Annotated in this window: 19 protein-coding genes, 1 tRNA gene and 1 pseudogene; 10 read left to right on the top strand and 11 right to left on the bottom strand. The window is 65.0% G+C overall.

From position 1 onward, the window contains the following. Positions 1 to 103: 103 nt before the first annotated feature. Entirely contained in the window at positions 104 to 952 is an 849-nt protein-coding gene (locus AC1DSD_RS22065) for an N-formylglutamate amidohydrolase (RefSeq protein ID WP_478033109.1), read from the bottom strand. Positions 953 to 1,064: 112 nt separating this feature from the next. On the opposite strand from AC1DSD_RS22065, the gene cpdR reads away from it, so the two are divergent. From cpdR to AC1DSD_RS22045, 4 genes are all read left to right on the top strand, one after another. Then, on the top strand, positions 1,065 to 1,442 hold the full coding sequence (gene cpdR, locus AC1DSD_RS22060) for a cell cycle two-component system response regulator CpdR (RefSeq protein ID WP_478033108.1): 378 nt from the start codon (positions 1,065 to 1,067) through the stop codon (positions 1,440 to 1,442). Positions 1,443 to 1,495: 53 nt separating this feature from the next. Further along, a tRNA-Val gene (locus AC1DSD_RS22055) sits at positions 1,496 to 1,570 on the top strand. A 250-nt stretch (positions 1,571 to 1,820) separates the two neighbouring features. After that, positions 1,821 to 4,094 carry a TonB-dependent receptor gene (locus AC1DSD_RS22050; RefSeq protein WP_478033106.1) on the top strand — a complete coding sequence of 758 codons (2,274 nt, stop codon included), beginning with the start codon at positions 1,821 to 1,823 and terminating at the stop codon, positions 4,092 to 4,094. 74 nt (positions 4,095 to 4,168) lie between these two features. Beyond that, on the top strand, positions 4,169 to 5,767 hold the full coding sequence (locus AC1DSD_RS22045; RefSeq protein ID WP_478033104.1) for an AMP-binding protein: 1,599 nt from the start codon (positions 4,169 to 4,171) through the stop codon (positions 5,765 to 5,767). A gap of 12 nt (positions 5,768 to 5,779) precedes the next feature. On the opposite strand, the gene AC1DSD_RS22040 is transcribed toward AC1DSD_RS22045, so the two are convergent. Next, the gene (locus tag AC1DSD_RS22040; protein WP_478033102.1) at positions 5,780 to 7,417 is read right to left on the bottom strand and encodes a carboxylesterase/lipase family protein; all 1,638 of its coding nucleotides are present in this window, start codon (positions 7,415 to 7,417) and stop codon (positions 5,780 to 5,782) included. Beyond that, positions 7,414 to 8,712, bottom strand: a complete 1,299-nt coding sequence (locus tag AC1DSD_RS22035) for a spinster family MFS transporter (protein ID WP_478033101.1) — start codon at positions 8,710 to 8,712, stop codon at positions 7,414 to 7,416. Before AC1DSD_RS22035 ends, AC1DSD_RS22040 begins: the two co-directional genes overlap by 4 nt. A 220-nt stretch (positions 8,713 to 8,932) precedes the next feature. On the opposite strand from AC1DSD_RS22035, the gene AC1DSD_RS22030 reads away from it, so the two are divergent. Next, positions 8,933 to 9,604, top strand: a complete 672-nt coding sequence (locus tag AC1DSD_RS22030) for a TetR/AcrR family transcriptional regulator (RefSeq protein WP_478033100.1) — start codon at positions 8,933 to 8,935, stop codon at positions 9,602 to 9,604. A 51-nt stretch (positions 9,605 to 9,655) separates the two neighbouring features. Here the strand turns inward: AC1DSD_RS22030 and AC1DSD_RS22025 are convergent, their stop codons facing one another. The 5 genes from AC1DSD_RS22025 to AC1DSD_RS22005 form a co-directional block, all read right to left on the bottom strand. After that, positions 9,656 to 10,555 carry an alpha/beta fold hydrolase gene (locus AC1DSD_RS22025; protein ID WP_478033099.1) on the bottom strand — a complete coding sequence of 300 codons (900 nt, stop codon included), beginning with the start codon at positions 10,553 to 10,555 and terminating at the stop codon, positions 9,656 to 9,658. A 411-nt stretch (positions 10,556 to 10,966) separates the two neighbouring features. Beyond that, positions 10,967 to 11,869: a pirin family protein gene (locus AC1DSD_RS22020; protein ID WP_478033098.1), complete on the bottom strand. Its 903-nt coding sequence runs from the start codon at positions 11,867 to 11,869 to the stop codon at positions 10,967 to 10,969. Continuing rightward, positions 11,866 to 12,309: an NUDIX hydrolase gene (locus AC1DSD_RS22015; RefSeq protein WP_478033097.1), complete on the bottom strand. Its 444-nt coding sequence runs from the start codon at positions 12,307 to 12,309 to the stop codon at positions 11,866 to 11,868. The genes AC1DSD_RS22020 and AC1DSD_RS22015 overlap by 4 nt, the downstream gene beginning before the upstream one ends. A 79-nt stretch (positions 12,310 to 12,388) precedes the next feature. Beyond that, the gene (locus AC1DSD_RS22010; RefSeq protein WP_478033096.1) at positions 12,389 to 13,102 is read right to left on the bottom strand and encodes a glutathione S-transferase; all 714 of its coding nucleotides are present in this window, start codon (positions 13,100 to 13,102) and stop codon (positions 12,389 to 12,391) included. 1 nt (position 13,103) lies between these two features. Beyond that, positions 13,104 to 13,388 (bottom strand): BolA family protein, encoded by a 285-nt coding sequence (locus AC1DSD_RS22005; RefSeq protein WP_478033095.1) that lies wholly within the window; start codon positions 13,386 to 13,388, stop codon positions 13,104 to 13,106. Between the two features lie 37 nt (positions 13,389 to 13,425). Here AC1DSD_RS22005 and AC1DSD_RS22000 point away from each other — a divergent pair, with 37 nt between their 5' ends. The 5 genes and pseudogenes from AC1DSD_RS22000 (at position 13,426) to AC1DSD_RS21980 (ending at position 17,041) form a co-directional block, all read left to right on the top strand. Next, positions 13,426 to 14,037, top strand: a complete 612-nt coding sequence (locus AC1DSD_RS22000) for a J domain-containing protein (protein ID WP_478033094.1) — start codon at positions 13,426 to 13,428, stop codon at positions 14,035 to 14,037. 169 nt (positions 14,038 to 14,206) lie between these two features. Next, a complete protein-coding gene (locus AC1DSD_RS21995) occupies positions 14,207 to 15,415 on the top strand; it encodes a trans-sulfuration enzyme family protein (protein ID WP_478033093.1) in 1,209 nt (402 codons plus the stop codon). A gap of 22 nt (positions 15,416 to 15,437) precedes the next feature. After that, a pseudogene (locus AC1DSD_RS21990) lies at positions 15,438 to 15,695 on the top strand (ApaG domain-containing protein); the annotation flags it as partial. A 15-nt stretch (positions 15,696 to 15,710) separates the two neighbouring features. Next, a complete protein-coding gene (locus tag AC1DSD_RS21985; protein WP_478033130.1) occupies positions 15,711 to 16,502 on the top strand; it encodes a LysR family transcriptional regulator in 792 nt (263 codons plus the stop codon). After that, positions 16,502 to 17,041: a GNAT family N-acetyltransferase gene (locus AC1DSD_RS21980; protein ID WP_478033129.1), complete on the top strand. Its 540-nt coding sequence runs from the start codon at positions 16,502 to 16,504 to the stop codon at positions 17,039 to 17,041. Before AC1DSD_RS21985 ends, AC1DSD_RS21980 begins: the two co-directional genes overlap by 1 nt. Before the next feature lie 372 nt (positions 17,042 to 17,413). Here the strand turns inward: AC1DSD_RS21980 and AC1DSD_RS21975 are convergent, their stop codons facing one another. The 3 genes from AC1DSD_RS21975 to parE form a co-directional block, all read right to left on the bottom strand. Then, positions 17,414 to 18,736, bottom strand: coding sequence for a serine hydrolase (locus tag AC1DSD_RS21975; protein ID WP_478033092.1), 1,323 nt, complete (start codon positions 18,734 to 18,736; stop codon positions 17,414 to 17,416). A gap of 3 nt (positions 18,737 to 18,739) precedes the next feature. After that, positions 18,740 to 19,945: a hypothetical protein gene (locus tag AC1DSD_RS21970; protein ID WP_478033091.1), complete on the bottom strand. Its 1,206-nt coding sequence runs from the start codon at positions 19,943 to 19,945 to the stop codon at positions 18,740 to 18,742. Between the two features lie 69 nt (positions 19,946 to 20,014). After that, positions 20,015 to 21,997, bottom strand: coding sequence for a DNA topoisomerase IV subunit B (gene parE / locus AC1DSD_RS21965; RefSeq protein ID WP_478033090.1), 1,983 nt, complete (start codon positions 21,995 to 21,997; stop codon positions 20,015 to 20,017). Positions 21,998 to 22,023: the final 26 nt, after the last annotated feature.

Raw genomic sequence — 22,023 nt, 5'->3', positions numbered from 1 at the left:
TGCCTTAAGTCGGCGTCATACATAGCGAGACTATGCGCGATATGGCCGATGTCCGCTACTGGTCGCTAGCGACCAATCCGGGGCTGTCGTTTCCCCCGCCCACTCACTCCGCCGCCAGCGCCAGCCCGCCGGTCAGCAATTCATCGGTGGCGGCATCGATCATCCGGCGCAGCAGAGCGGCGGTACCGGCAAAACCCTTGCCCGGTGCGGTCAAACCGGCATCGAGATAGAGCCGCCGGTCGATCTCGATCTGGATCGCATGGATATGCTGGTCGGGGCGGCCATGGCGCGACAGGATATAGCCGCCGGGATAGGGCGTGTTGAGCGCCGCGCGATGCCCGGCGGCGATGACTTCGCCTTCCAGCCGATGGACCAGCCGCCCGCCCGCGCTGCGGCCGAAGCGATCGCCGATCACCACGCGCGCCGCGGCACCGCCCGGCAATGGCGGCATCGAATGCACGTCGAGCAACAAAGCGGCCCCGAACCGCTCGCGCGCGGCCGCCAGCGCGTCGGCGAGCGCCGAATGATAGGGGCGGTGATCCTGAGTAATGCGCTGCCGCACTTCGTCGTCGCCCAGGCGCCGGTTCCAGATCGCGACGCCGGGCGCCGACCGCCGCGGCACCAGGCCCAGCCCGCTGCGCAATTTTGTCGCCGCGGCACCGGCCGGGATCGGCCGCGCACCGTCGTCGATCAGCGGGTCGCGCTCGTCCTCGCCGCGGTTGAGGTCGATCCAGGCGCGCGCGCGGCGCTGGACGAACACAGTCTCGTCGATCCGCGCGGTGAGCGCGACGTCGTCGGCATGGCGATCCTCTAGCGCCAGCATCGACGCCACCGGCACGGCGGCGGCGGCGCGCAGCTGGAGTGGATAATCGCGCCCGGCATGCGGCACCGACAGGATTACCGGGCTGTCCGGCGGGATTGGTCCGACGCGGTCGAACGAGGGAGCGGCCATACGCGCAAATCTACTCGTCGTGCCGTCTTGGGGCAATCGCCGCGCGACGCTGGAAAATCTTAAACCCTTAGGGCATAAAAGACCTTGGCGGGACACAGGGCAACGGACGGGCATGATCAGGATTCTACTGGCCGAGGACGATTCGGTGATGCGCGAATATCTGACGCGCGCACTGGAACGGTCGGGCTATGCCGTCACCGCCGTCGACCGCGGCACCGCCGCGCTGCCGCTGATCGAGACCGAGCATTTCGACTTGCTGCTGACCGACATCGTCATGCCCGAGATGGACGGGATCGAACTGGCGCAGAAAGTGTCGGAGATCGCGCCCGATATGCGCGTCATGTTCATCACCGGCTTCGCCGCCGTGACCCTGCGCGCCGGCAAGCAGATGCCCAATGCCCGCGTGCTGTCCAAACCGTTCCATCTCAGGGATCTGGTGCTGGAGGTGGACCGCTTGTTCGAGGTCGAAAGCGCCAACGGCGGATTGTAGAGTTTCGGCGCTTGCACAGCGGCGGAAGCGCCGCTACAGGGCCCCCTCCCCGTGGGCGTGTAGCTCAGTGGTAGAGCACTGTGTTGACATCGCAGGGGTCGCAAGTTCAATCCTTGCCACGCCCACCATCGAAAGCCGCGGACGTCGCTGACGTCCGCGGCTTTTGTGATTCTCGGCCAATCGATTCGGCGGCGATGGGCAGAGCGTATCGGTCGATTCAGCACGACAAACGATCGACCGGCTTGGCCGGCCCCGCCCGTTTTCACGCTAAAGTATCGTTATTCACTATTGTGTGAATTAGTATTGCTAGTAGCCGCGCTTTGCGGCAGTTTCCCGTCATCGGCGCCGGAGAGCGTGATTGATTGGTGGGAGGATTGAATGAAGGCTCGTGCATTGTGGCTCGGTGCATCCGCGCTCGCTTTTGCCTGGGGTGGCAGCGCTGCTGCCCAAACGGCTCCCCAGTCGACACCCGCGGCGGCGGCGCAGGACGATAGCCAGGCCGCCACCGACAATAGCAACCTGCCCGGCGACATCGTCATCACCGCGCAGCGCCGCAGCGAAGACCTGATGACCACCGCGGTATCGGCGTCGGTGCTGAGCGGCACCGATCTGGGCAATAAGGGCGTCGCCAATGTCGATGCGCTGCAGTTCGCGATGCCGAGCGTGGTGGTGAACAATTTCGGCCAGGGCAACGACTTCAACATCCGCGGCATCGGCAAGGCCGAGCACAACACCCAGACGACGACCGGCGTGATCACCTATCGCGACGGCGTGCCGACCTTCCCGGGCTATTTCCAGATGGAGCCCTATTTCGACGTCGCCAATATCCAGGTGCTGCGCGGCCCGCAGGGGACGATCGTCGGCCAGAATTCGACCGGCGGCGCGGTGTTCGTCAACACCAACGATCCGATCGTCGGGGGCGAGATCCACGGCTATTTCAACGCCAATTACGGCAATTACAACGACGCCGGCATGCAGGGCGCGATCAACCTGCCGATCAGCGACACCTTCGCTGCGCGGGTCGCGTTATTCGCCGAGCGCCGCGACAGCTTCTTCAATGTGCATGGCGCGGGCGGCAGCGCCTACCCCTATGACAGCGGCAAGATGGGCTATCTCGCCGGGCGCGTGAGCTTCCTGTGGAAACCGAGCAGCCAATTCTCCGCATTATGGAAGACCGATTTCGACGCGCTCGATTCGGGCGCCTATCCCGCTTCTCCCTTCTGGCAGCACAGCAACGCCTATCCCGCGTACAAGCGCGATCTCTACGACATCCAGCTCAACGCGCCGCAGGATGCGCGCGACACGTTCGTGCGATCGGTGCTGAAACTGGAATATGACACGACCGGCGGCGTGAAATTCAGGTCGGTCACCGGATTCCAGAACGGCACCACTCTCTACCGCGCCGACCTCGACGGCACGGCATCGAACATCGTCGATCCGACTACCGGCGCGATCAAGAACTGGAGCTTCTTCGACAAGGTGGAGGAGACCCAGTTCAGCCAGGAATTCAACATCATCTCGCCGGACAATCAGCGCTTTACGTGGCTGATCGGCGGGTTTGGGATGTGGAACGCCTATTTCTTCCCGAAGCCGTTCAGCAATTTCACGATCAACGTCTGTTATCCGGTCACCACGGTCAATGCGTGCCTCTACCAGCTGACCGGTCGCAATCCGGAGCGTAACCTTGCGGCGTTCGGCCAGGTCGGCTTCCAGATCACGCCGAGCCTGAAGGTCGAACTTGGTGGCCGCTATACCGCCAGCCGGTCGACCAATTACGTCAACGTCCAGCAATATGGCCTGCCGATCAGCCAGGTGCAGACCGTGTCGTCCGACAACTTCTCCTACAAGGCATCGCTCGGCTGGAAAGTGAATGCCGACCAGTTCCTCTATGGCTTCGTCGCCACCGGCTTCCGTCCTGGTGGGCTCAACGTGCCGGTCGGGCTGGGCGCGCCCGCTCCGTTCAAGCCGGAGAAGATCACCTCCTACGAAGCCGGCTGGAAGGCCAATTGGGCGGGCGGGCATGTCCGCACCACGGTCACCGGCTTCTACAACGACTATAAGAACTTCCAGGTCATCATCGGTTACCCGACCTTCCCCACGTTCGGAATCGAGCTGAACGTTCCCGACAGCACCAAGATCTATGGGTTCGAGGCGGAGGCGGAAGTTACCGTCGGCGGCTTCAAGTTCGATGCCGGTGTCAACGTCCTGCACAGCGAACTCGGCTCGTTCTACGCAAGCGATCCGCGCATCGCCGCCACCGGGGCGTGCGACCCGATCACGGGTGGCACGGCCGCAGCCACCAACTGCATCAACCTGGCCGGCCGGCGCCAGACCTATGCGCCCAACGTCACGTTCAACGTCAGCGGCGAATATACCTTCAAGCTGCCCGACGGCAGCTCGATCACACCGCGCGCCAATTTCGGTTATGTCGGCAGCCAATGGGCGACCCTGTTCCAGAACACGAACCGTGGCGACCTGCTCGACGCACGCAAGATCCTCAATGCCCAGCTCGCTTACGCCAAGGGCAGCTGGACGATCACGGCCTATGGCACCAACCTGACCAACCAGCATTATGTCGCCGCGCTCAATAGCGGGCTCTATTTCGCCGGAGCCCCGCGCCAATACGGGCTCAAGGTGCTCAAGACTTTCTGATTCCCAGCCTGGCCGGACGTGCGCGCGCGATCGCGGCGTCCGGCCTTTCTTTCCCCGCTTTCTCTCCAGGTGTCATGCAATCCTACGGCCTGACGGTAGACAAGTTCCTCGATCACGCCGCCAAGTGGTTCCATGATCGTGAGGTCGTTGGCGCTGAAGCGGGCCATGTGCTCGCGCGCGAGACCTATGCCGGGCTCAGGGAGCGCAGCAACCGGATGTCGGGCGCGCTTACGGCGATCGGCCTGAACCAGGGCGACCGCGTCGCGACGCTCGCCTGGAACACGCCGCATCATCTCGAACTCTATTATGCCGCGATGGGGATCGGGCTGGTCTGCCACACGCTCAATCCGCGGCTGACCGCCGCGCATCTTGCCGCGATGATCGATGACGCCGAGGATCGCGTGCTGGCGGTAGCGGCCGACCTGCTACCGCTTGCGAGCGAGCTGGTCGCACGGTGCCGATCGATCGAGCATGTCGTCGTGCTCGACAGCCCGGCCTTCGACATCGCCGCTGTTGGCCGGGCGGACGTAAGTGTCTGGGGCCACGACGCGCTGCTCGGCACGCACGGCGTCGAGGTGGCGTGGGGCGGGTTCGACGAGATTCTGGCGGCGGGGCTCTGCTACACGTCCGGCACGACCGGCAGTCCCAAGGGTGTGGTCTACACCCACCGCTCGAATTACCTCCACACACTCCGCGCGCTTCAAGCCGATGCGATCGCCCTGACGGCGCGCGATGTCCTGCTGCTCGCGGTGCCGATGTTCCACGCCAATGGCTGGGGACTACCGTTCGCGGCGCCCGCGGCGGGTACCAAGCTGGTCCTGCCGGGGCGGGTGATCGACGGCGCGAGCCTGGCGCGATTGATTCGCGATGAGGACGTGACCGTGGCGGTAGGCGTTCAGACGGTATGGCTGGCGCTCGCCGACCATGTCGAGGCGACCGGGATCGCCTTGCCCAGCCTGAAACGCGTGGTGATCGGCGGCTCGACCTGTCCCGACGCGCTGATCCGGCGGCTCGAGGACAAACTCGGTGCCGAAGTGCAGACGAGTTGGGGAATGACCGAGCTGTCGCCGGTGGGCACGATCGCGTCGCCCGGCACGACCGATCCCGCCCGTGGTTCGGGGCGACCGCCGATCGGGCTCGATCTCAAGCTGACCGATGCCGACGGGGCGACATTGCCCGAGCAGCGCGGCGTCCAGGGACATCTCAAGGTCAAGGGCGCGAGCGTGATCGACCGTTATTTCCGTGCCGACAGCGACGCCCTCGATGCCGAGGGGTATTTCGACACCGGCGACCTCGCGACGATCGACGCTGCGGGCAATCTCACGATCTGCGGACGCGGCAAGGATCTGATCAAGTCTGGCGGCGAGTGGATCAACCCCAATGAGATCGAAGCGATCGTCGGCACGCATCCGACAGTGCGCCATGTCGCGGTGATCGGGAGGTTCGACGCCAAATGGGGCGAGCGGCCGGTGTTGATCGTCGAAAGCGACGGCAAGGCCGATGCGCGCGTGTTGCTCGACCTGCTGCGTGGCAAAGTCGCCGATTGGTGGATCCCCGATCGCGTCGCCGAGATCGCGGCGATGCCGCTCGCCGCCTCGGGCAAGATCGACAAAAATCGGCTGCGCGCGGATTACGAGGCGGGGAAGATCCCCGCCGTCGCTATAGGGCGCTGAAGTCCCGCCCAATCATTCGCAACCGGCGACCTTAGGCGGGAGCTTGGGCGCGGCCAGGCCGACATTCCAGTTCCAGCCGATCTTGCCGGTCGCCTTCTTGCGGCACATCACCGCCTCGTTGAGTGCAAACATGCCGGGCATCAGATCCTTGCTCGGCTCGGGCTTCGCTGTGAAGTGCATATAGTTGCCGGCGGTGCCGTAGGCCGGCCAGGCCGGCGCCTTGGCCGCGACCGGATTTCCGTTCCGCGCGAAGCTGGTCCAGTAATCGAGCATCGCATCGGACAGCGCTTGGTCCTCGGGCGTGTCGGGGATCTTCGGCCAATTGGGGCCGAGCGTGTCGATCGTGCCGAACACATAAGGCAATTCGCTGGCGTGGAAGGCGTGCAGCCCCGCCGCTTCCATCGCCGGATAGCCGTGATCGAACATATAGAGATAGGCACGCTGACCAAGCCCGGTCTGCTTGCGCACCATGCGTTCGGCGGTCCAGCCGTAGAGCCCGTCGCGCGTTGTGGCGATGATGCTCTCTTTGTAGTCGGCCGCCGGATAGAGTTTGAGGAACGCGTCGGCGAGGTCGCCATAACGGTCGCGGATCGTCGCCTCATACTCGGCCGCCGTCGCAGGCGGCTTGGGCGCCAGCATCATCAGCGAGCGGATCTCGCCCTGGTTGAACCCCGCGAGCAGCGGCACCGGCGCTTGCTTTCCCTGATCGAACGCCTCGACCATCTGCTGCGGCAGGACGAGGCCGTCGACTGTGCCCCAGGGCCCATAGCCGAGCTTGGCGGCGCTATCGGTGATCGTCTGCGCGTCGATCACGCGCAGCGCCGCGATGTCGGGCGCCTGGAGCGCGCCACCGAGCATCTGGCCGGCCGCTTCGCCTGACGGTGCGCCATAGACCGCTTTCTTCAGCTCGGGCATCGAGATCATGTACCCGCTCTCGGCAACCGCCTTGCTGTAGAGCCCGCGAGCGAGCGGCGATTCGAGCAAATACATGACGCTGAGCGCACCGGCGGACTCGCCAGCGATCGTCACGTTCTTGGCATCGCCGCCGAACGCCGCGATATTGTGTTTGACCCAGCCCAGCGCCGCAATCTGGTCGAGCAGTCCGTAATTGCCCGACACGTGCTGCGGCGATTCCGCTGTAAGCCCCGGATGCGCGAGCCAGCCAAGCACGCCGAGGCGATAATTGATCGACACGACAATGATACCGCGTTCGGCCATCCTGCGGCCGTCATAGGTCGCCTCGCGGCTCGACCCGCTGACCAGCGCGCCGCCGTGAATCCAGAAGAAGACCGGCGCGTTCTTCGCATTCTTCGGCGCCCAGATGTTGAGCGTCAGACAATCCTCGCTGACCGGCAGGGGCGCGGCGGGCGAATAGACCGAGGCCGATTTGCCCTGCGGCTGGACGCAGGCGGGACCGAAGGCGGTCGCCTCCCGCACCCCTTTCCAGCGCTGCATCGGCGCCGGCGGACGCCAGCGCATCGCGCCGACCGGGGGAACGGCATAGGGAATACCCTTGAACGCCTGGATGTCGCCATCGGTCGTGCCGCGCACGGCGCCCGACGGTGCATCGACCACCGGTCCCGATTGCGCGGAAACCGGAGCAGCCACGAGCATTGCGCCGAGTGAGAGCAGCGAAGGGAAACGGGTCATGCCGATATCCTTTGTTCGTGCGCCCGGATCACGCGGGCGAGGCAGAGGAAGAGCAGGATCGCGACCGGATAGACCGGCACGAGCGTGTAGAGCGCGGTGCGCAGCGAATGCGCATCGCCCGCGGCCTTGAACCAGTCGCTCGCCGCGCCGACCCAGGTCGGCCCGAGCCCGAGTCCGATGAAGTTCATTACCAGCAGCAAGAGGGCGCCCGCGAGCACGCGCTGGTCGGGCCGTACTTCCTCCTGCACCAGCGCGACCGAACAGGAGAGGTACACATAGTTGAACAGCATGGTGATGGTCAGCAGCACGAGCGCCAGCGGCCAGCCGGGCGCCCATACGAAGGCGGCGTAGAAGGGCATGGCGACGACCAGCGACAGTACCGGCGCGATGGCATAGACGCGGCGCGAATGGCGCGTGAAGCGGTCTATCACCCGCCCCGACACCAGCATCCCCGAGCACATGCCGACCAGCACGACGATCGCGTACCACACCGCGATCTGCTGCAAGCTCATGCCCTTTTCGCGGATCAGGAACAGCACCGCGAAATTGCCCAGGCCGTAGGTGACGAATTGTGTCGCGCCGCTGCCCAGCGCGGCGAGCATCAATATCGGATGGGTGAAGAACATGCCGATGGTCGGCCAGAAACGCGCCTTGGCCGAGACCTCCTGCACCACAGGATCGGTCGCGCCGCGCGCCGGCTCGCGCAGGAACAGCCGGACCAGGATGGCGGTGACGACGCCGATCGCGCCGATCGCGATGAACGCGTCGCGCCAATGGAAGAAGGCAGCGATCGACGCGCCGAACGCGATCCCCAGGGCCGCGCCGATCGGCGGTCCGAGATTGTAGATGCCGAAGGCGATGCCGCGGCGTCCGGGCGGGAAAGTGTCGGTGATCAGCGCGTAGGAAGGCGGTACGCCGCCCGCTTCCCCGAATCCCACCGTCATCCGCGCGGCGACCAGTTGCGGATAGGTGGCCGCGAGCCCACAAGCGGTGGTCGCTCCGCTCCAGATCGCGCAGGCGAGCGCGACGATTGTGATGCGGTTTGACCGGTCGGCAAGCCAGCCGACCGGGATGGCGATGAAGCAATAGAAGAAGGCGAAATAGAGCCCACCGATCAGCCCGAGCTGGCCGTCGGTGATGTGCAGATCGTCCTGGATCGGCTTGGCTAGAATGCCGAGCAACTGGCGATCGAGGAAATTGAGCACATAGACGAAGGTCAGCGTGCCGAGCATGAGCCACGCCCGGGCCGATGTGGCGGGGGCAGGGGAGGGCGCCGTCGCGATCGTCGTGGCCATTACCGAACCCGCCGGAGAGGTGCGCGATAGCGGGCGCGGGCGCGCGGCCGACCGAGTGCCGTCAGAAAGTCCAATTTCCTCTCCCCGGCTTTTGCCCGTTGTCCCGCATGATGGTGGGAAGCAGCGACGGGAGTCAACATATACATTATCAAGAGGGTGAATATTATTGGATGCTGCGAAGTGCTTGACGCTGGTGGATGAGGCTGGAAGGACCATGATCGTGACCAAGACCACCCCACCACCGCGCCGGTCGCGCAAGGCCGAGCAACGCGCGGAGACGATGGAGCAGATTTTCGACGCCGCCGAGGGGCTGTTCGCGCAGCACGGGCTCTACGGCACCACGCTGAAAGACGTCGCCAAGCAGGTCGGCGTCCACCACACGTTGCTCAATTACTATTTCGCGGACAAGAAGGCGCTGTTCGATGCGGTGTTTGCGCGCCGGGCGGTCGTGACGCGCGACCTCAGGATGAAAGTGCTCGACGATTACGAAGCGTCATGCGGCGGTAAGCCTACCGTGGAAGGCGCGCTGCACGCCTTTCTCGACACCGATCTCGACCTTTACAGCAATGGCGGGGAGGGGTGGCGGAACTATGCCAAGCTGGGCGCCCAGGTCGCCAATACACCCGAATGGGGTGCCGAATTGATGGACAAGCATTTCGATCCCGTCGTGCTGCGACTGATCGATCTGCTCAAGAAGGCGCTTCCCGATTGCGCCGAGGCCGACATCTTCTGGGGATACCATTTCGTGACCGGCGCGCTGATGCTCACGCTCGCGCGCACCGGCCGGATCGACAAATTGTCCGGCGGCGTGGCGCGGTCGGATGACTTCGCGGCGATCAAGGACCGCATGGCGAAATTCATGGCTGCCGGTTTCCGCGCGATCTGCGGCTAATTCCCTGGGGTCTTATGTTTAGCCAGAAGCGCGCATTCCCGGCGGCTTCTTTCACCCGTCGTGGTCGGCAAGCCATTCGCGCATCGCGCCGGTGATCTTCTCGGGCGCTTCCCAGGGGGCGAAATGTCCCACGCCCTCCAGTTTCTCGAGCGTCAGATCGGGGACCAGCGCCTCGAGGCCCTCCAGCTGCACCGGCAACAACGCTTTGTCGCCTAGCCCCCAGATCACCAATGTCGGTACCTTGAGCGGCGGGAAGGGTCCGTCGAGGAACGCTGGCCGCTCGGGCGTTTCGTCCATCGCCGGCACGAGCAGCGTGCTCGCTCGGTACCAGTTGAGCATCGCGGTCATCGCGCCGGGCTGGCCCCATTGCTCGAGATAGATGGGCTTTTCGTCCTTCACTTTCTCGAAGTCGGTGTGGCGCATGAAGCTGCCGTCGAAGAACGCCGACAGGCCGATCGAGTCGATATGCTTTTCGAGATCGGTGTTGCGAAACGCGCGGATATATTGGCTCGCCTCGCGCTGCGCCATGTCGTCGAACATCGACTTCTGGAAGATGAAGGGATGCGGCGCGTTGATGATGATCAGCCGTGCGACGCGATCGGGATGGTTGAGCGCCGCCATCCACGCGATCGCCCCACCCCAATCGTGCCCGACCAGCGTGAAGCGCTTGAGATCGAACCGGTCGGCCAGCGCGATCATGTCCGCGACCGGCTTGTCGGGGGTGTAATTCGTGACGCCCTCGGGCTTGGACGATCTGGCGAAGCCGCGCTGGTCGGGCGCGAGGACGAAATGGTCTTCGGCCAAGTCGGCGATCTGATGCCGCCAGGTGCGATGCGACTCGGGGAAGCCGTGGAGCAGAATGATCGGCGGATTGGTCGGCAGGCCCGCTACCGCTACGTCAAGCTCGACTCCCGTGGGTAGTGCCACGCGTTGCAGCTCGAGATTCGCCATCACTCTCTCCTCTTGTCGAGGAAACCCTGCCTCCATACCGCATATTCGACAAGGGCAGGAACGCTGTGCCCGGTTCTGCCGCCTAAAGGGATGAGCGAATTCTCCGCAAGGTCAGCCAGCATTCCGGCGATACGCTTTCGCGATCCACCACGCCGCCAAACCTACGACGACGGCAATACCGACCGATGGGAGCAACACGTTCAAGAGGAAGCCGTGGTGACACGGGCCATCAGGCACACAATCTCCAAGCGCGTCGACCAACAGCAGGCATATGCCCCGTGGGGACGCCGATCAGCGAGCCAATGAGGCAGCCGAACTTTCCTTCAGGTGTTGGCCCGCCTTTATAGCCGCCGCCCGCCATCCCATCCTTTCAAATGCGAACCAGGTAAATCCGACGCTCGCCTGCGCTGCTCACGGGTACGTCGCCGTCTTGGGAATCTCCGGAATCGGGATAAATTCCTTCTCGTCGCCTGGAACCTTGGCGAAGCGGCCGGCTTTCCAGTCCTCCTTGGCCTGCTGGATGCGGTCCTTGCGCGAGCTGACGAAATTCCACCAGACGTGGCGCTCGGTCGTGAAGGCCTCGCCGCCGCACAGCATCACGCGGCCGCCGCCGGCCGAGCGCAGGGTCATCGCGACGCCGGGCTTGAGCACATAGAGCGTGTTGATCGCCATCGGCATCCCGTCGATCTCGGCCTCGCCGATCGCCAGATAGACCGCGCGTTCGTCGGCGCCGGCGTCGATCGGCATGCTGGCGCCCGGCGCGAGCAGGATATCGGCATAGATCGTCTCGGCATAGGTCGTGGTCGGCGCGCGCTGGCCCCATAATTCGCCCATGATGATCCGCGCGGTGGCGCCATGCGCTTCGATCAGCGGAAGCTCGGCCTTGGCGACATGTTCGAAGGCCGGGTCGATCTCTTCCTTGTCCTCGGGCATCGCGATCCAGGTCTGGATGCCCGACAATTCGGGGCCATGCGCACGCTCGTCGCCGGGGGAGCGCTCCGAATGCGCGATACCGTGCCCCGCGGTCATCAGATTGACCGCGCCGGGCTCGATCCGCGCGAAGGTCCCGAGCGAATCGCGATGGTCGATCGCACCGGCGAACAGATAGGTGACGGTCGACAGGTTGATGTGCGGGTGCGGGCGCACGTCGATGCCGGTGCCGATATCGAGATGCGCCGGACCCATCTGGTCGAAGAAGATGAACGGGCCGACCATCTGGTGCGGCTTGGACGGCAGCGTCCGATGCACCTTGAACCCGCCCAGGTCGTGCGTCGTGGGCGTAATGATGCGGTCGATCAGGTCGTCGTTGGTCATGCCGTCACCTCTGCCAGGATATCGATCAAATCTTCGGGAAAATATTGCTCGCTGAGCGCGGAAAGTTCGTGCGGCGCGACCCAGCGCCAGTGCTGCATCACGCGTTGCTCCAGCTCGGTATGACCGGCGGGATCGATCTCGCGCGCGTCAGTCCGCACCAGAAAATAGCGCTCGTCGGCGGTCACCTCGACGCCCTCGATCGTCAGGAAGTCGGCGGTTCGCTGCAGGATCTCGGGGCCAGGTTCGGCGATGATGCCGGTCTCCTCGTACAATTCGCGCCGCGCCGCTTCTTCATAACTCTCGCCCGGATCGACCGCGCCGCCCGGCGTGCACCAGAAGGGCGGGCGTCCGTCCTCGGGCGTGAAGCGGAACATCAGCAGCCGGCCCTGCTGGTCGACCAGCAGGATGCGCGCGGCGGGGCGGGGAATACGTTGGGCCATCGCGGCGATCCTTAACCGCTCCCGACGTCGAGCGGGAGAGTCCTCACGGAAACGCTGCGTTTGCCTTAGGGTCCGTACCCTACGCCGCGTCGAGTTCAGGATAATAGCGGAAGATGCCGTCGGTGTTGAAGGCGATGCGGCGCTCGCTTTTGAGGTATGCCGCGACCCCCGGCAGCTCGGCGACGCGGTCGTGGAGCGCGATAAGCGCAGGATAGTCGCCTTCGACCGCCGTCATCCTTTTGGGGAACATGTAGCGCAGTCCCTCGATCAGCTGGAACAGCGAGGTGTCGACATGGCTCCAGCGCGTGCCCACCGCCCAGTCGCCCTCATTGTGGCGTACGGCCTTGTCGAAATAGCCCAGGAATTTGGGGATGCGCTGGTCGCGGAATCCCTTGGCCGCGCGCGCCGCTTCGTCCTTCTGGTCGTCGTAATAATCGTCGAGCGCGACGGGGTGATGGACGTTGTGCACCTCGGCGACGATGTCGGTGACGGTCAGCTGGAGTTGCTGTGCCCAGAAGCGATCCGCCTCATTCGTGGGACCGACAGAATCGTGGCGGCTGGCGAGGAAGAACAAGATGTCGGCGACCTGCGCGACGGTGAAGCCGGGCATCGACAGATAGGGCGGGGCGAAGGGGCCGCGGCGATCGTGCCCCTTCATGTCGTCGATCAACGCATCGACACCCTCGTCGCGCGCACAGTCGATATAGGGGATGTGCGCCGCTTCCATTGCCAGCCGCACGAACTCGCCCCGCCCCTGGATCGAGGGCCAATACCATAAACGATAAGGCTCCATGTCATTCTCCCGGTGCGCGCGCCCTGATCGCGAGCGCGTGGATACGCGAGGATAACAGATCGGCGAGCGCCTGGTTCACCAGCCGTTGCCGCGCGACTCGGTTCAGGCCGACGAAGCGATCGCTTTCGACGATGACGGTGAAGTGCGATTCGCCGGTGCCGTCGTCGCCCATATGGCCGGCATGGTGATGGCTGTCGTTGATCACCTCGAGCCGCGATGGGGTGAGGTTTTCGCTCAGACGAGCGGCGATGATTTCGGCCAGCGGGCCGGTAGCGGTGTCGGTCATCGTTCTTATATAGGACCCTTTTTCCGCCGGAGACACCGTGGCTCGCACGCCCCCGCACGACCGACCCAACACCCGCTTCCACGGCCGTGTGGCGGGGACGGGAAGGCTGTGCGCGGAGCCGGGATGCGACCAGGCGGGCGAGTTCCGCGCGCCGCCGCTGGAGGGCGCGCCGCCGGGGCGCGACGGGCCGGCCGAGTATCGCTGGCTATGCCTCGACCATGTCCGCGCCTTCAATTCGCGGTACAATTTCTTCAACGGCATGAGCCCCGACGAGATCCACGAGGCGCAGCGGCCTTATGCCGGCTGGGAACGCGAGACGCGCGCCTTTGCCGCCAATGGCGCCGACCGTCCGCCGCGCTGGGCCGATTTCAGCGACCCGCTCGACGCGATCGGCGCGCGCTTCCGCGAGCGAATGGCGAACGAGCGCCAGCGCCAGGACGGCAAGCCTTTGTCCGGCGCCGATCGCCGAGCGTTGAGCGTGTTGGGGCTGGATCAGGACACCGATCGCCGCGGGCTGCGGCAGCGCTATTCGGAGCTGGTGCGCAAATTCCATCCCGACCGCAACGGCGGCGATCGCAGCATGGAAAAGGCGCTGCAGGAAGTGATCGCGGCGTACCAGCATTTGAAGTCGGCGCCGGCGTTCGCGTGAAAACCCTCTCCCAATGGGAGAGGGTCGAGCCGCGTAGCGGCGAGGGGTGAGGGCAGGGGCAAGTCGCTGCCCTCACCCTCCCGGCGCTTCGCGCTTCCTTCCCTCTCCCAACGGGAGAGGGACTGTTACCCTTGACCTGCGCCCCCCGCTCGCCGCAAAGCCCGCAACGATGAAACGCCGTACCGGACAAGACCGCTCGATCACGCAAAACTGGCGCCCCGCCACCCAGGCGGTGCGCGGCGGAACGGCGCGGTCGGAATTCGGGGAGACGTCCGAAGCGCTCTTCCTGACCTCGGGCTATGCCTATGATTGCGCGGGCGATGCCGCCGCGCGGTTCGCCGGCGAGCAGCAGGGCATGACCTATTCGCGCCTGCAGAACCCGACGGTGCAGATGCTCGAAGAGCGCATCGCCCTGCTCGAAGGGGCCGAGGCGTGCCGGACGATGGCGACGGGCATGGCTGCGATGACGGCCGCTTTGCTGTGCCAGCTGCAGACCGGCGACCATGTCGTCGCCGGCCGCGCAGCCTTTGGGTCGTGCCGCTGGCTGGTCGATACCTTACTGCCCAAATTCGGCATCCAGACGACGGTGATCGACGCGCGCGATCCGCAGCAATTCATCGATGCGACCCGGCCCGAGACCAAGGTCTATTTCTTCGAAACGCCGGCCAACCCGACGATGGATGTGGTCGACCTGGAGGCGGTGTGCGGCATCGCCCGGGAACGCGGCATCGTCTCGGTGGTCGATAACGCCTTCGCCACCCCGGTGCTGCAGCGCCCGCTCGATTTCGGTGCCGATGTCGTCGCGTATTCGGCGACCAAGCTGATGGACGGGCAGGGCAGGGTGCTCGCCGGCGCGGTGTGCGGCAGCGAGGAGTTCATCGAGAACACCTTGCTCGCCTTCACCCGCAATACCGGGCCGACGCTGTCGCCGTTCAATGCCTGGGTCGTGCTGAAGGGGCTCGAGACGCTCGATCTGCGCGCGCGCCGGCAAAGCGAAAATTCGCTCAAGATCGGGCGTTTCCTCGAAGGCCGTGTGCCGCGTATCCTTCACCCCGGCCTGCCGAGCCACCCGCAGCACAATCTGGCGATGCGGCAAATGGACGCCGCCGGCCCGATCTTCGCGTTCGAGCTCGACGGCGGGCGCACCCAGGCGCATGGCCTGCTCGACGCGCTCGAACTGATCGACATCTCGAACAATATCGGCGATTCTCGCTCGCTGATGACGCATCCTGCCTCAACCACGCATGCCGGCGTGAGCGAGGAACGGCGGCTGGAAATGGGCGTGACCGAGGGGATGTTGCGGCTGAACGTCGGGCTGGAAGATCCCGACGATGTGATCGACGACCTTGACCGGGCGCTGAAGGCGGTCAGTTTGTGAGGAACAAGCGGTGAGCGACGTGATGAAGGCACTGTTCCCCAATGTCGCGGAAACGCGCGGGGTGATCGTGCGCGTCTCGGTCAGCTTCCTGCCCGAACAATCCGAACCCGATCGCGGTCGCTGGTTCTGGGCCTATCATGTGCGGATCGAGAATGAATCGCCGGCGACGGTCCAGTTGCTGACACGGCATTGGGTGATCACTGACGGCCGCGGCGCGCGGCATTCGGTCGAAGGCGAGGGCGTGGTCGGCGAACAGCCGGTGATCGCGCCTGGGCCTTCGCCGGGGCGACGCGAGATGAAGCGCACTCATCTCCCCCTTAACGGCCTGCGCGTGCTCGACGCCGCGGCCCGGCATCTGTCCTTCACCCGCGCTGCCGACGAGCTCGCGGTGACCCCGGCTGCGGTCGGGCAGCAGATCCGCGCGCTCGAGGACACACTCGGCGTGGTGCTGTTCCGCCGCACGACCAAGGGCCTGGAATTGACGCCCGAAGGCGAAGCTGGGCTCGACGCGCTGCGCCAGGGTTTCCTGCAATTCGAGGAAGCGGTCCGCGCGATGCAGGCCGGCCAGTCGTCCAAGTCGCTGACCATCGCCGCACCGCGCGATGTGCTGCATTGCTGGCTGATGCCGCGGCTCGCCGAGATCAGCGCGGCCGATGGCGAGATGCGCTTCATGCTGATCGCCGCCGACGAGGAACTCGATTTCACCCAGGCCAATCTCGACCTCGCGATCCGCTGGGGCGAGGGGCCGGGCGAACATGAGGGCGAAGCGCTCGAATCCGAAGGTATGATCACGGTGCAGCGGCCGGGCGGCGGTGCCGATACACGGATCTCCTGGCCGGGGTGCCTCAACGACGATGCGGTGTCGCTGGTCCGCGTCGCCGATGCCGGATTGGCGATCGACGCCGCTGCTGAAGGACTGGGCCGGGCAACGGTGCCGGAATTGCTCGCGCGGCGCGACATCGCGGCGGGCCGGATCGTCGCGATCGGCGAGGCCAAGCCCTATCGCCTGGGCTATTGGCTGGTCGCTCCCTTGCCGCAATGGCGGCAGAAGAAGGTCAAGGCGCTGGTGGAGGCGCTGGGCGCGTGATGCTGCCGGTCATGGTGACCGAGCGGCTGGTGCTGCGTCCGCTGCGCATCGAAGACGCCGAGGCACTGCATCCGATGTATTCGGACGTCGAGGCCAATACCTACGGCTCGCATCCAGCGACCACGACCTTGGACGAAAGCCGCGCGCGGCTGGAAAAAAGCATTGCCGATCCGACCTGGCGCGCCTGGGCTGTCACGCTGAAGGGCGACGACACCGCGATCGGCACCGTCGCCTGCTATGAAAAGCGGCAGGGCAAGGTGACCGAGATCGGCTATGTGCTGAAGCGCGCTTTCTGGGGTCGCGGCATCGTCACCGAAGCGGTTGCGGCGATGATCGACCTGTTGTTCGCGGAAGGGCAAAGGCGCGTGTTCGCCGACACCGACCCCGACAACAAGACGTCGATCGCGGTGCTCGAACGGCTCGGTTTCACGCGCGAAGCCCGGCTGCGTGCCGAATGGGAAACGCATATCGGCGTGCGCGACAGCCTGATCTGGGGGTTGCTGGAGGACGAATGGAAAGCCGCCCGCCGCCCAACCTGAAAGACCCGCTCGAGTTGGCGGCGTATCGTCGCGAACTGCGTGGCGTCGCCAGCGGCGTGCGCTGGGGCGGGATCGGGATCACCTTGATCGGCGCCATGGTCGCCGGGTTGCGCGCCTGGGCCTGGCCGGCGATCCCTGCGCTGATCCCGATGATCGTCGTCGCCTGGGGAATGCTGCTGATGCTGACCGCGATCGCACCCGCCCCCCCCCCCCCCCCCCCCCCCCCCCCCCCCCCCCCCCCCCCCGCGACCGCTACGCGGTCGCTCCCCTCATCCTCCCATTGCTGACGCAATGGGCCCCTCCTTCTCCCACAAGGGGAGAAGGGATTCTCGCCTTCCCGCGCTGCCGTCCCGAGACGAAATGTATCGCCGGTCAGTTCGGCAAGGGTGCGTCGGCAAGCAGCACCAGCGCCCGCGTCATCAGCATGATGAGCCGGTTCTCCTCGACACCGGCGTCGTTGCGATGCCAGCCGGCGGCGATCGCCAGCCAGCGCCCGTCCTTGCGCCTGACCAGGAAATTGAGCGTGACGACGCCCGGTTCCGACCCGCCCTTGAACCCGATATAATCGAACTTGCCGCGCGTTGTGGGATCGATCCCGGGATTGATCGCCAGCAGCGACAAGGGTGTCTCGCCACCCTGCTTGCGGAGCCAATCCAGGATTCCGGCAGTCTCGGCGGGACTGGCGAACCATTCGAGTGTATCGATCTTGGTCGGCCTGCCGGCGAACATCATCGGATCGACTGGCGTCGTCCGTAACCGCGCCGCGTTCCTGTCGAGCAGCGTGCGCCTTGCCGACGGCATCAACGACGTCGCCCATTGTGCCGCGAGATCGGCATTGGCGGGACTTTTCAGGGCAAACATCTGTCGCGTCGTCAGCATCGGCGCTAGGCCGGGCGCGCCCGCCTTGGTCACGAAGTCATCGAGCCGATCGCCTTCGAGCGACACCAACGTGTCCGTCGCGGTATTGTCGCTGATCGAGATCATCAGGGTGGCGAGCGTCTGGACCGTCACCGGGCTGCCCGCCGGCCAGTTCTGCGTAATGCCAGAGGGCAGCGAGGCGGGCCCGATCGGCACCACATCGCTCCATTTGCGCTCGCCCGCACCCACCTCGCGCGCCACTTCGCCAAGCACCCACAGCTTGAACGCCGAGCCGAGCGGCATCGCCTTGTCGGGCGCGATCCCGGCCACCAGACGCGGCGCGCCTTCGCCGAGCGCATAGATGCCGAGGCCGGTCGTCCCGGGCAGCGCGCGGATATCGGCGGCAAGCTTGTCGAGCGTATCCCCCGCCATTTCTGGGCCGGTGAACAACAACCCCACGACCTGATGCGGCGGCGCCGGGTCGATCGCGATCTGGGCATTGACCACGCCACGCTCGAACCGGACGCGCAGATTGGCCGAGAACGGCGTGACCGCGGTCAGTCTGTCGATCGCCAGCGGCTTGCCCATCTGCGCGGTCATCGACGCGACCACTGCGTCCCACTTTGCCCTGGCTAGCGCCGCCCGGAAACTCGGCGCGAAATAACTGTCGTAGCTTTGCGCTCCCGTGATCGCGGCGATCAATTCCGCGGTCCGCGCGTTGAGCGCGGGATCGGCAGTCACGGCGTTGGTAGCAGGCGACTGGGCGGATGCGGGCGCGGTTGGTGCCAGGAAGGCGAGCGCGACGAGCGCGCGGATCATCCACACGCGTTTCGCCAAATTTCAGCTCGCTTTCGGACCGGCCGGCGGATCGACCGACAGATCGAGCATCTCGATCTGCGGCCTAGCCTCCCGGACCAGCAACCGCGAGCCCGTATTGGTCGTGAGTCGCGCGGTCAGCGTATAGCGTTCAATGCGCATTATCCCCGGCTGCGACGGATCTATTTTGAGCGGGGCATAACGCCGAGCGCTTATCCCTGCCAGGATCGGCTTTATCCAATAGGGCTCATCGGCCGGTTTGCCCGACCGCAACACGCCGGCATCGCTGACCCGGCCGTCAGGGGTTACCCAAAAGCCGATATCGACCCATTCGCCATCATAATTGGTCCGCGACAATTTGGTCAGCGTCTCTCCCGAATTTGCTCCGCGGTCGGTGTCGTCGGTCGATTTGAGCGGTGGAGCATAAAGCAGTACCGGTGCACTGCCCTGATCGGTGGCGCGATAATCGGCGATCAGCTTGTCGACTGCACTGGGGTCGCCGGTCTTGGCATCCAGGCGCGCCATTAGCACGCGTGCGGCCTGGCCGAACGGCTTCATGTGCGGATCGGGATTGTTGATCAGCCAGTCCGCCGCCTTGCGCGCTTCGCCCTTATATTCGAACGGCAGCGCTATCGCGAGCTGGCTGTACAGCCCGACGATACGCAGGCGTGCCATGCCCTGGATATTGTACAGGCCGAGCTTCACCGCCTGGCGCTCGACGCTCGAATATTTGTCGACTGCCTCGTCAACACGGTTGAACCGCGCATACATGTCGCCGACTTCGACCTCCCCGCCCAGCACGCGCGGATCTTTCTCGGGCAGACCGGCCTTGAGTGCGCTCACCATATCGAACGTGCCGACGCGGAACGCCTCTCCGTCGCCCAGATGCGCGGCGATCCGGTAATTGGCGCGGAGCAGGTCGGCTACCGGTTCGGGATAGTCGTGCGCGAAGCGCTTGTTGCGGCCGATCGACTTTAACAGCGTGGAACGCGCATCCTCATATTTGCCGTCGACGAACTGGTGTTCGGCGACCTTCAGCGTGGCATTGATGTCCTGATCGGGCGGACATTTCCGCTCGACACAGGCATTCAGCGCTTTTTGCAGGTCGGGAAGGCGCTCGCCGATAATGATGATGTCGGCCTTGGAAGCGTCGGCCACCTTATCCTGCGCAACAACGGCGGCCGGAGCAGAGACGAGCAATGAAGCGAACAGGATTAAACTACGCGACATGACGTGAATCCTCCAAGACGCGGCGGCTATTCGTACCATTCTGCTTCGAATAGCGGAAGCCTCGCGCGATCAGGCGTCGATGGCTTCTTCGTCCAATCTGGCGGCATTTTCCTGGATGAAGGCGAAGCGGTGCGCCGGGTTGGTGCCCATCAGCCGATCGACCAGGTCCTTCACCCCCGCGCGCTCCTCATATTCCTGCGGCAAGGTGATGCGGATCAGTCCGCGCGAGCCGGGATGCATCGTCGTTTCCTTGAGCTGGTTGGGGTTCATCTCGCCCAACCCCTTGAACCGGCTAACTTCGACCTTCTTGCCCTTGAATTCCTTCGCCTCGAGCTCGGCGCGATGCGCGTCGTCGCGCGCGTACAGGCTCTTGGTGCCAGAAGTCAGACGATAGAGCGGAGGTTGCGCCAGATAGAGATGTCCGCGCCGGACGATGTCGGGCATCTCCTGGAAAAAGAAGGTCATCAGCAACGTCGCGATATGCGCGCCATCCACATCGGCGTCGGTCATGATGATCACGCGTTCGTAGCGCAGATTGTCCGGCTCGCAGTCCTTGCGCGTGCCGCACCCCAGTGCCAGCGTCAGGTCGGCAATCTCCTGATTGGCGAAGATCTTGGCGCTGGTCGCCGAGGCGACGTTGAGGATCTTGCCGCGGATAGGCAGGATCGCCTGGGTCTTGCGGTCGCGCGCCTGCTTGGCCGATCCGCCGGCCGAATCGCCTTCGACGATGAAAATCTCGGTACCGGCGGGATCGTCGGCCGAGCAATCGGTCAGTTTGCCCGGCAGGCGCAGCTTGCGCCCCGACGTCGCCGACTTGCGCTTGACCTCGCGCTCCTGCTTGCGGCGCAGGCGCTCGTCCATCCGCTCGACGACATAGCCGAGCAGCGCCTTGCCGCGATCCATATTGTCGGAGAGGAAATGGTCGAAATGGTCGCGCACCGCGCGCTCGACCATGGTCGCCGCTTCGGGACTGGTGAGACGGTCCTTGGTCTGGCTCTGGAATTGCGGCTCGCGAATGAAAACCGAAAGCATCAACTCGCATCCGACCATCACGTCGTCGGCGGTGATGTCCTTGGCGCGTTTCTGCCCGACCAATTCGCCGAACGCACGGATGCCGCGGACGAGCGCGGCGCGCAGACCCGCTTCGTGGGTGCCGCCGTCAGGGGTCGGGATGGTGTTGCAATACCAGCTATAGCTGCCGTCGGACCATAACGGCCAGGCCACCGCCCATTCGACGCGGCCCTGTTGCTCGCCGGGGAAGTCCTGGCTGCCCGCGAAGAAATTGGCGGTGGCGCATTCGCGGTCGCCGATCTGTTCCTTCAGATGATCAGCCAGGCCGCCGGGGAATTGGAACACCGCTTCCGCCGGAGTGTCGTCGGTGATGAGCTCGGGCGCGCATTTCCAGCGGATCTCGACGCCGGCAAACAGATACGCCTTCGAGCGCGCCAATTTGTACAGCCGCGCCGGCTTGAAGTGCAATTCGGGTCCGAAAATCTCGGGGTCGGGCGTGAACGCGACCGAGGTGCCGCGGCGATTGGGAGTCGGCCCCAATTTCTCGATCGGCCCGAGCGTCAGTCCCTTGGAGAAACGCTGGCGGAACAATTCGCGATTGCGCGCGACCTCGATCACGGTGTCCTCGCTCAGCGCGTTGACCACGCTGATGCCGACGCCGTGCAGCCCGCCCGAGGTCGCATAGGCCTTGCCGTCGAACTTGCCGCCCGAATGCAGCATCGAGAGAATCACTTCGAGCGCCGATTTGTCGGGGAATTTGGGATGCGGGTCGACCGGCATGCCCCGGCCATTGTCGACGACGGTCAGCCGGTTGCCGACCTCAAGCGTGACCTCGATCCGGGTGGCGTGCCCGGCCACCGCCTCATCCATCGAATTGTCGAGCACTTCGGCGGCGAGGTGATGCATCGCGCGCTCGTCGGTGCCACCGACATACATTCCGGGGCGGCGGCGGACGGGTTCGAGCCCCTCGAGCACTTCAATCGAGGAGGCGTCATAGTCGGTGCCGGGCTTACCGGAGGAAGCGAACAAATCGTCGGACATGTATCACGTATAGGAGGGGCGGAATC

The organism is Sphingomonas sp. P4_D12, assembly GCF_056401895.1.
Note: the sequence above shows the minus strand (reverse complement) of the source record. Positions and strands in the feature narration are given on the sequence as shown.